This is a genomic window from Amycolatopsis sp. (assembly GCF_036008905.1).
GTDB lineage: Bacteria > Actinomycetota > Actinomycetes > Mycobacteriales > Pseudonocardiaceae > Amycolatopsis.
The window spans coordinates 1-9,104 of record NZ_DASYMU010000094.1 but is presented as its reverse complement, the minus strand read 5'-3'; the positions used below and the strand labels follow the sequence as shown (position 1 = coordinate 9,104).

Here is a 9,104-nt window from a genome sequence, read left to right as displayed (position 1 = left end):
CGTAATACGGCAACATGATGTCGATCGTCGTCATGACGTCAGGTCTCTCCTCGTCGGGTGGGGCGTGTCTGGTGGTTCTGTTCGATGGGATTCGTGATCCAGGTGGTTCCTGGTTGTGCCGGGGATTCGCCCTCGTACTGGCCGTACTCGGGTGAATCCCCGGTGCGACCAGGGGCCGCCTGGGCGCGGATACCGCGAACAAGATCCACCGGACACGCCCCAGGGCGTCATGATGCCCTAGGGCGCGCCGAACCCGGGGGAACGGGCCCCGATCGTCGTTACTATCCTCTTTGCTCGTGCAGATCCGTGAGCTGTCCATCGCCGGCGTGTTCGAGTTCGTCCCGCCGACCTTCGCCGACAACCGGGGCATGTTCGCCAGCCCCTTCCAGGAACAGGCCGTGGTCGAGGCGACGGGACGCTCGATGCGCGTCGCACAGACCAACCATTCGATCTCCAGCCGCGGCTCCATCCGCGGCGTGCACTTCGCCGACGTGCCCCCCAGCCAGGCGAAGTACATCTACTGCCCGCGTGGCTCCCTGCTCGACGTCGTCGTCGACATCCGGGTCGGTTCGCCGACGTTCGGCCAGTGGGACGCGGTGCGGCTCGACCCGCAGGAGTGCCGCGCGCTGTTCGTGCCCGAGGGCATCGGCCACTCGTTCGTCGCGCTCGAGGACGACACGGTGATGAACTACCTGTGCTCCGAGGGCTACAACCCGGGGCGCGAACACGGCATCACGCCGCTCGATCCCGCCCTCGATCTCCCTTGGCCGAAAGACCTTGAACAGCAGCTTTCGGCCAAGGACCTCGCCGCCCCGACCCTCGCCGAGGCTGAGGCGGCCGGTATCCTTCCCCAGTACGAGGACTGCCTCGCCTTCTATGACAAGGTGCGGGTGGTCCACGCGTGAAAGCGCGTCCCCGGACATTTCTCGGACCGGTGCACGACGAGTGCGCTGACCTCCGACCAGATGGAAAGAGCGCGCCACAATGAGAGGCATCATCCTCGCCGGCGGCAGCGGAACCCGGCTGCACCCGATCACGCAGGCCGTTTCCAAGCAACTCCTGCCGGTCTACGACAAGCCGATGGTGTACTACCCCTTGTCGGTGCTGATGCTCGCGGGCATCCGCGAAGTTCTGATCATCTCCACCCCGATCGACCTGCCGATGTTCCGGCGGCTGCTCGGTGACGGCTCCCAGCTCGGCCTCCGCATCGAGTACGCCGAGCAGGCCGAGCCCAACGGGCTGGCCGAGGCGTTCATCATCGGCGCGGACTTCATCGGCGACCAGGACGTCGCGCTCGTGCTCGGCGACAACATCTTCCACGGCCAGGGCTTCGCCAAGCAGCTGCAGGCGCACGCCAGCCCGCTCGACGGCTGTGTGCTGTTCGGCTACCCGGTCAAGGACCCCGAGCGCTACGGCGTCGGCGAGGTCGACGCGACCGGCACGCTGATCTCGATCGAAGAGAAGCCGGCCCTGCCGAAGAGCAACAAGGCCATCACCGGCCTGTACTTCTACGACAACCAGGTCGTCGAGATCGCCGCCGGCCTCGCGCCGTCGCCGCGCGGCGAGCTGGAAATCACCGACGTCAACATGTTCTACCTGAAGCAGGGCAACGCGAAACTGGTCGATCTCGGCCGTGGCTTCGCGTGGCTCGACACCGGCACGCACAACTCGATGCTCGAGGCGGGCCAGTACGTACAGGTGCTCGAACACCGGCAGGGCGTCCGCATCGCGTGTCTCGAGGAGATCGCGTTCCGGATGGGCTTCATCGACGCCGACGCGTGCTACGCCCTCGGCGAGAAGCTGGCCAAGTCCGGCTACGGCCAGTACGTGATGGAGGTCGCCCGCGCCGCGGGCGCCGGCAACTGACCCAACCGAACGATTGCGAAGAGGAGCACGATGCGGGTTCTGGTAACTGGTGGCGCGGGGTTCATCGGATCCCACTACGTCCGTCAACTGGTCGGCGGGGCTTACCCGGCTTTCGCCGACGCCGAGGTCGTCGTGCTGGACAAGCTGACCTACGCGGGTAACGAGGCCAACCTCGCACCGGTCGCCGACAGCCCCCGGCTGCGGTTCGTCCAGGGCGACATCTGTGACGCCGAGCTGGTCGGCGAACTGATGACCGGCACGGACGTCGTCGTCCACTTCGCGGCCGAGTCCCATGTGGACCGTTCGATCACGGGCGCGGCGGAGTTCGTCGTGACCAACGTCCTGGGCACCCAGACCCTGCTGCAGGCGGCGCTGAACGCGAACATCGGCAAGTTCGTGCACATCTCCACCGACGAGGTCTACGGCTCGATCGACTCCGGTTCCTGGACCGAAGAGCAGCCGCTGGAGCCGAACTCGCCGTACTCGGCCGCCAAGGCCGGCTCGGACCTGATCGCCCGTTCGTACTTCCGCACCCACGGCCTGCCCGTGTGCGTCACGCGGTGCTCGAACAACTACGGCGAATACCAGTTCCCGGAGAAGGTCGTGCCGCTGTTCGTCACCAACCTGATGGACGGCAAGAAGGTCCCGCTGTACGGCGACGGCCTCAACATCCGCGACTGGCTGCACGTCGACGACCACTGCCGCGGCATCCAGCTCGTCGTCGAAGGCGGCCGCGCGGGCGAGGTCTACAACATCGGCGGCGGCACCGAGCTGACCAACTACGACCTCACCGGCAAGCTCCTCGAAGCGATGGGTGCCGACTGGGACATGGTCGAGCGGGTCACCGACCGCAAGGGTCACGACCGCCGCTACTCGGTCGACATCAGCAAGATCTCGGCGGAACTCGGCTACAAGCCGCAGGTCCCGTTCGAAGAGGGCCTTGCCCGTACCGTCGCCTGGTACAAGGAAAACCGCGTCTGGTGGGAAGCGCTCAAGGAGCGCGCCGCACTGAACAAGGGCTGAGTTTTTCTGATCTGAAGTTTTCTGAGCCGAGGGCGGTACCGGGTTTCCGGTACCGCCCTCGGTCATTTCAGCGCGGCTTTCATCTGGCCGATCCCGGAAACCAGGAACGGGGCTCCCTGTCCGTTGGAGAACGACCAGAGAATGTTCAGACCGTAAGCGCCGCTCAGGCGGATCTGACCGTAGAGCAACACCGGGAGCTGCCGGTTCTCCTTGAATCGCCGGTCCGGTCCGCCGTCCTTGTTGACGTACTTCCAAGTGGTGCCCACCTGCCGGGCGTCACGCGGGACAGAGCCGTCCTCGACGAACCGGTTTTCGTCCCAGGTAACGGAAAACGCGTCGTAAGACAGATCGACGTAGGTGTTGCGGTCGCGGATCAACACGCGGTCGGGCAGGAAGTACACCGACCGTGCCGAAGACTGCAGCGACGGGACGCTGATGTTCGCCTTGAGGTGCGATGAGCCTTCGACGCCCCGGTGCAGTGGCTCGCGCCGAACCAGCGATCCCGCGCCCGCGTTCACCTTTCGCTGGTACGTGGTGTGCAGGGCGCCGCCGGCCACCACATGCCAAGCGGAATGCGCCGCGCGCGCCGCTTCGAAGTGGTTGAGCAGCATTTGGTACCGCTGATGCGCCGGCCCGTCGACCTCGTAGAACGCGACGACCGTCCGCCGGACGCTGTCCTGCCAAGCCAGCCACACCGTCAGCAACGCACCCGGAATCAGCAGCCACGGCGTCACGACGATGAGCAGCAAGGTCACCCCGAGCGCCCAAGGCCAGCTCCGATGCGCCTTCGCCGCGGCGTTCAACTGCGAGACGAGAGTGCTCGGGTTGGCGGGCAGGAGGGCCTCTGTCTGCGCCCCTGTCAGGTCCGAGAGCACCCGCCGACACACCGATACCCGCCTTCGACACGCCAACCCGCAGCGGGCCGAGCTTGATACTGGTGCGCAGATAAATCGACATCCGTGCCTCGCTCTCGTTACGCCAACCCTGACAAGTCGGCGTAACGAGAGCGATCGTTAAACAAAAGGCAATTCCGGAACCAACGCGTGAACAGCTAGCCCGAGGTGGTGCGGGCGAGCTCCGGTTCGGCCTCGGCTTCCGCCTTCTTGGCCGCGACCGAGCGGGACCGCAGCAGGCTCGCCACCGTGGTCACGCCCAGCACCGCGACGATGATGCCGAGGGACAACGCGATGCCGATATGCGGCACCTCGAACTGGATCTCGTCGATATGCGAGCCGTGCAGCGCCTCGATGATGAGCTTCAGCCCGATGAACCCGAGGACGACGGCCAGCCCGTAACTCAGGTACACCAGGCGTTCGAGCAGCCCGCCGATGACGAAGTAGAGCTGCCGAAGTCCCAGCAGCGCCAACGCGTTCGCGGTGAAGACGATGTAGCCGTTGGTCGTCAGCCCGAAGATCGCGGGAATCGAGTCGAGCGCGAAAACGACGTTGGCGATCCCGAGCGCGGACACCACCATGATCATCGGGGTGAACAGCCGCTTGCCGTTGATCTTGGTCGTCAGCTTGCCACCGTCGTAGGAATCGGTCGTGGGCAACACTTTGTGCAGCGCGCGGACGACAACACTGTCCGGCGCCTCGACCTCCCCGCCGTCACCGGCCCCCTCCTTGGCGACCTTGACCGCCGTGTAAATGAGGAATGCGCCGAAAATGTAGAAAATCCAGTTGAACGCGTTGAGCGCGGCCGCCCCCGCCGCGATGCAAACACCGCGCAGCACCAGGGAAATCACGATCCCGATGAACAAAACCCGATGCTGGTGTTCCTTCTGGACCGAAAAGCGCGACATGATGATCACGAACACGAAGAGGTTGTCGACCGAGAGGCTGTACTCGGTCACGTACCCCGCGAAGAACTCGGCGCCGCTCGTCGGCCCGGCGAAAACAAGGAGCGCGATCCCGAACAACACCGCCAGCCCGACGCAGGCCGCCACCCACAGGCTGGCCTCCTTGACTCCAACCTCGCGTGGCCGCCTGCCGACCACCACGAGGTCGCCCACGATCAACGCGGTCAACCCCACCAAGGTCGCCACCCATACCCACACCGGGAAATCCATCGACCGAGCACCTCCAGCGCACACTCAAGCGCCGGCGCGTCGCCCCGGCCACTACCGCAAACCGAACTGTCACGGCGACTCTCGCCAATTGCATTCAGTATACAGTATGTGACCTTTTCAACAAGATTGTCCGCCTAGGGAAATGAGCCAAGGTTCGCGATTTCCGGTCATTCTGGACATAGTGCAATAAATGGATACGGACTAAAATGGACAAATAGCTCGAATCTAGACGAAGTTGCTACTAAAAGACTTTTACCCCACTTGCGTCCCTTCCCGCGCTACGCTCCCCGCGACCATCCGGCTGATCCGGCGTCAGAAACCTGGGAGCGGTAAGTGACCGAACGCGATGAGCACGTGCTGCGGCGACGAACCTTCACACTCGGCCTGGCCGCGACGGTTCTCGGCGTGGGCGTCGCCAAAACCGCTTCCGCGCAGACACAGGCTTCCTTCGCCGAGACGACGTTGTGGGATTCCGCTGTCGGACCGATGGCCAGCTACCACGTGCACGGACTGGCCGTGCTGCCGAACGACACCATCCTGACCGCCACCGAAGGTCGCGCGCAGGTGGGAGACTCCGGATCGCGGTCGTTGCTGATGCGGCGCAGCACCGATCGGGGTGCCACCTGGGAGGCGTCGCGGACGCTCGTCCAGTCGGTGAACGACCAGGGCTGGGCCAATCCGACCTTCCTTGTCGACCGCCAGACCGGTGAAGTGTTCATGTTCTACGGCTTCTCCCCGGCGAACAGCCCGCTCTACGTCATCTCCAGCAAGGACAGCGGCAGAACCTGGAGCACGCCCCGGACCCTGCCCGGGCTCTTCGAAAGCTCACCCCACGCCTGGACCTCCCACGGGCCGGGCCCTGGACACGGGATCGCGCTGGACAATGGACGGCTGCTACTCAACATCATGCACCGGCGAGGCGGTGAGCCCCGGCTGTACGGCGTCTCCACGATCTACAGCGACGACCACGGCGCCACCTGGCACGAAGGCGGCGAGATCCCGGTGTCCACCGGCTACCTGATGAACGAAGCGCGCCTGGTGCAGCGCCGGGACGGCTCGGTGCTCGTCAGCGGGCGCGACGCGGCGGGCGGGAGCCGGCAGCGGATCGTGGCCGTCAGCGAGGATCGGGGCCTCACCTGGTCGAACCCGAAGCTGGACGGCGCGACCGGGAAGTTCAACTCGGTCGACGCCGGGCTGATCCGCTACACCGGCGGTCCCGGCAGCGCCGAACCCGACCGGATCCTGTTCAGCAGACCGGACGCGCCGGTCCGCCGCAACATGACGGTGTCGGTGAGCTACGACGAGGGCCAGTCGTTCCGCTACAGCCGGGTGGTCAACAGCGGCCGGTCGTACTACTCGGATCTGGCGCGGCTCTCGGACGGCACCATCGTGCTGCTCTACGGCTGCGACGGTGACCTCGCGAGCTCGCCCCGGCGGGTGGCGGTGTGCCGGTTCGACCTGGACTGGCTCACCAAAGGCCGTGACTCCCTGGCCGCCGGCCCTGCCTACACCGAGACCCGCACCGAACTCGGGACCACGGCTACCGTCGTCACCGATCCCGTTGCCAGAAGCGGAAAGCGCGCCGTGTACAGCCCGGTCGCGGTGGGCAGCTTCATCGAGTACGGCGTCGACGTCCCCAGCGACGGCACGTACGACCTGCTGCTGCGCTACTACCGCCCGGCCGACGGCGGCTTGGTCAAGATCACCGTGAACGGCGTCAAACCCCGCGTGGCCTTCATCGACACGACCAGCGAACGGTCCGAAGGCTACGACATCGCTCATCTCGGCAGCGTGGCACTGAAAGCCGGGCGCACCATCGTGCGGTTCGCCCTGGCCGGCCCCGGCCGAGGCGGCGGCACGTCGATCAGCCTCGACGAACTGAGCCTCGTCACCGCCCGCGGTGCGGCCGACCTGCGCAACGAAATCCTGGTGGACAACGAAGATCTGGGCTTCGGGGTGCACACCGGAACCTGGTCGGCACCGGCGACCGGAGTCCCCGGCTACTGGGGCAGCAACTACATCACCCACCCCGCAGGCAACGGGAGCGCGGTGGTGCGCTACCGGCTGGTGGTCCCCGACGACGGCGACTACCAGGTGCAGGCCAGTTACCCAGCCGCGACGAACCGGGCGTCGAACGCGCCTTACTACGTCAAGCATGCCACCGGCACAAGCCTCGTGCGCGTCAACCAACGGACCGCCGGTGTCACGGACGCGCGGAGCGGTCAATGGGTCTCGCTGGGCGTTTTCCGCCTGACCGGCGGACTTTCCGCGTCGACCACGGTATCCATCGACAACGACGCCGACGGCTTTGTCGTCGCCGACGCCATCCGGCTCATCCGCCGGTGATCTCGTCCAGCCGGTGCCTGACGACGTCCCGCACGACGTCGTCGGGCAGCGGTGCCTCCACCGTGAACCGGATCGTGCCCTTGGAGAGATCACCCGCGGTGAGCCGCTCACGCACCGCGTCGACGGCTTGGGGGCTGAACGGGAAGATACTGAGGTGGCCCTTCGCGGCGCGGAAGCCCAGCAGTGGCTTCCGGTTGTACCGCAGCGCGGCCATGCCGTAGCTCATGGCGTCCTCGGCGTCGGGCGCGAGCTCCATCGCCAGACCGCGGACGTGCTCGAACGCGTCCCGGGTAGGCGCGTCGAGACCACTGAAGTATTCGTCCACTACAGACACGCCGAGCACTCTACCTCCGAAAAGACAGGCGCTCTGGTTGCCGAGGTCAGGCCAAGCTGAACTTCTCGGCGTGCACCTGCAGGCTGGGCACCTTCAGCCGCCGGAGGCCGTCCAGCGCGGCCGAGGTCATGGCAGGCGGGCCGCAGACGTACACGTCGCGCTCGGTGATGTCGGGGACCAGGGACCGCAGAGCGTCCGGCTCGAACGGCCGCGCCCCCTCCCCGGTCCGGCCGACGAGCAGATGCAGCCGCCCGCCCCGAGCCGCGACCAGCTGCCGCAATTCGTTGAGCAGTACGGCATCCTGCTCGCTGCGCACCCGGTAGAGCACGACGACGTCGCCCGCCGGCTGCTCCTCCAGCAGAGCCCGGACAGGTGTGATCCCCACGCCACCGGCGATCAGCAGCGCGCCTGGCCGCGATCGATGCAACGAAGTGAACGCCCCATACGGACCTTCCAAGAACACGCGGCTCCCGACCGGGACGTCCCGCAGACCGGCGCTGGTGCTGCCGACCGCCTTGGCGGTCAGGCGCAACGAACGGCCGTTGGGCGCCGCTGACAGCGAAAACGGGTTCGCCTGCCACCAGTGGTTGTGCCCGGGGAACCGCCAGATGAAAAACTGACCGGCCCTGGCCGGCAGCCGGTCGAGATGGCGGCCGGTGACGTGCACCGACACCACGTTGTGCGACTCCGGCACCACGGCCGCGACCTGGAACCGGTGCAAAGCGTTGCGCCGCAAGGGCACGACGATCCGCCCGACGACCAGCGCACCGATGGCGACGATCCACAACGCCCACCAGTAGCCGATCGCGAACGCGGATGACGCGAACGTCGTCGTCTCGAGCAACTGGTGGACAAACGCCAGTGCCAGCGCCAAGTACACCAGTATGTGCAAGGCATGCCAGGTCTCATACCGCAGCCGCCGCCGGACGTATCGAGCGGAGGTAGCTCCGATCACGACGATGAGAGCGGCGGCGAACATGCCCAGCAACGAGGCCGGCACTCCGGCCAGCGCGAGGAACGTCTTCGACATCGGCGCGTTGTCCAGCGTGGCGTAGCCGAGCACGACCAGCGTGGCGTGGGTGAGGACGGTCCAGAACAAGGTGAACCCGACCCACCGGTGCCACGACGTCAGCCGGTCCATGCCAATCCGCCGGTCCAGCCACGGAACCCGGGCCACCAGCAACAACTGGAACAGGATGATGAGCGCGGCGTGCAGGCCGAAGAACTTGGCGACGGTGAGGATCGAGTTCTTGCCGGTACCCGCGGTGAAGAACAGGATCTCGACGATCCCCACATTGACGATGACGAACGCCCACAGCGCCCACCGCGCCTGAACGACCGGCAATACGGTGCCTCGCCGCACCGGCGAACTCAACGCCATGATGGCTACCTCTCATCGCTGCGTCGCCGCGCTCGCGGCCGACGACCGTGCCAAGTCGGGGCCATTATGTACGGTCAGCCGCCCTC

Annotated in this window: 8 protein-coding genes; 4 read left to right on the top strand and 4 right to left on the bottom strand. The window is 66.2% G+C overall.

Annotated features, from left to right (window positions below; genetic code table 11):
• The first annotated feature begins 296 nt into the window (after positions 1–296).
• The 3 genes from VGP60_RS17745 (at position 297) to rfbB (ending at position 2,889) form a co-directional block, all read left to right on the top strand.
• Complete coding sequence (locus VGP60_RS17745; RefSeq protein ID WP_327549122.1) at positions 297–905, top strand: dTDP-4-dehydrorhamnose 3,5-epimerase; 609 nt, start codon at positions 297–299, stop codon at positions 903–905.
• A 79-nt stretch (positions 906–984) separates the two neighbouring features.
• Positions 985–1,866: a glucose-1-phosphate thymidylyltransferase RfbA gene (gene rfbA, locus VGP60_RS17740; RefSeq protein ID WP_327549121.1), complete on the top strand. Its 882-nt coding sequence runs from the start codon at positions 985–987 to the stop codon at positions 1,864–1,866.
• Positions 1,867–1,896: 30 nt separating this feature from the next.
• Positions 1,897–2,889, top strand: coding sequence for a dTDP-glucose 4,6-dehydratase (gene rfbB / locus VGP60_RS17735; protein WP_327549120.1), 993 nt, complete (start codon positions 1,897–1,899; stop codon positions 2,887–2,889).
• Between the two features lie 62 nt (positions 2,890–2,951).
• On the opposite strand, the gene VGP60_RS17730 is transcribed toward rfbB, so the two are convergent.
• Entirely contained in the window at positions 2,952–3,764 is an 813-nt protein-coding gene (locus VGP60_RS17730; protein WP_327549119.1) for a hypothetical protein, read from the bottom strand.
• 176 nt (positions 3,765–3,940) lie between these two features.
• Complete coding sequence (locus VGP60_RS17725) at positions 3,941–4,957, bottom strand: TerC/Alx family metal homeostasis membrane protein (protein WP_327549118.1); 1,017 nt, start codon at positions 4,955–4,957, stop codon at positions 3,941–3,943.
• A 333-nt stretch (positions 4,958–5,290) separates the two neighbouring features.
• Here VGP60_RS17725 and VGP60_RS17720 point away from each other — a divergent pair, with 333 nt between their 5' ends.
• Positions 5,291–7,303 (top strand): exo-alpha-sialidase, encoded by a 2,013-nt coding sequence (locus tag VGP60_RS17720; RefSeq protein ID WP_327549117.1) that lies wholly within the window; start codon positions 5,291–5,293, stop codon positions 7,301–7,303.
• Here the strand turns inward: VGP60_RS17720 and VGP60_RS17715 are convergent.
• Positions 7,290–7,637 carry an iron chaperone gene (locus VGP60_RS17715; RefSeq protein WP_327549116.1) on the bottom strand — a complete coding sequence of 116 codons (348 nt, stop codon included), beginning with the start codon at positions 7,635–7,637 and terminating at the stop codon, positions 7,290–7,292. The genes VGP60_RS17720 and VGP60_RS17715 overlap by 14 nt on opposite strands.
• 46 nt (positions 7,638–7,683) lie before the next feature.
• Positions 7,684–9,018 (bottom strand): ferredoxin reductase family protein, encoded by a 1,335-nt coding sequence (locus VGP60_RS17710; protein WP_327549115.1) that lies wholly within the window; start codon positions 9,016–9,018, stop codon positions 7,684–7,686.
• Positions 9,019–9,104: the final 86 nt, after the last annotated feature.

Coding starts and splice junctions, on each gene's coding strand:
- rfbA (WP_327549121.1), top strand. CDS start 985: ATGAGAGGCATCATCCTCGCCGGCGGCAGCGGAACCCGGCTGCACCCG.
- rfbB (WP_327549120.1), top strand. CDS start 1,897: ATGCGGGTTCTGGTAACTGGTGGCGCGGGGTTCATCGGATCCCACTAC.
- VGP60_RS17725 (WP_327549118.1), bottom strand. CDS start 4,957: ATGGATTTCCCGGTGTGGGTATGGGTGGCGACCTTGGTGGGGTTGACC.
- VGP60_RS17710 (WP_327549115.1), bottom strand. CDS start 9,018: ATGGCGTTGAGTTCGCCGGTGCGGCGAGGCACCGTATTGCCGGTCGTT.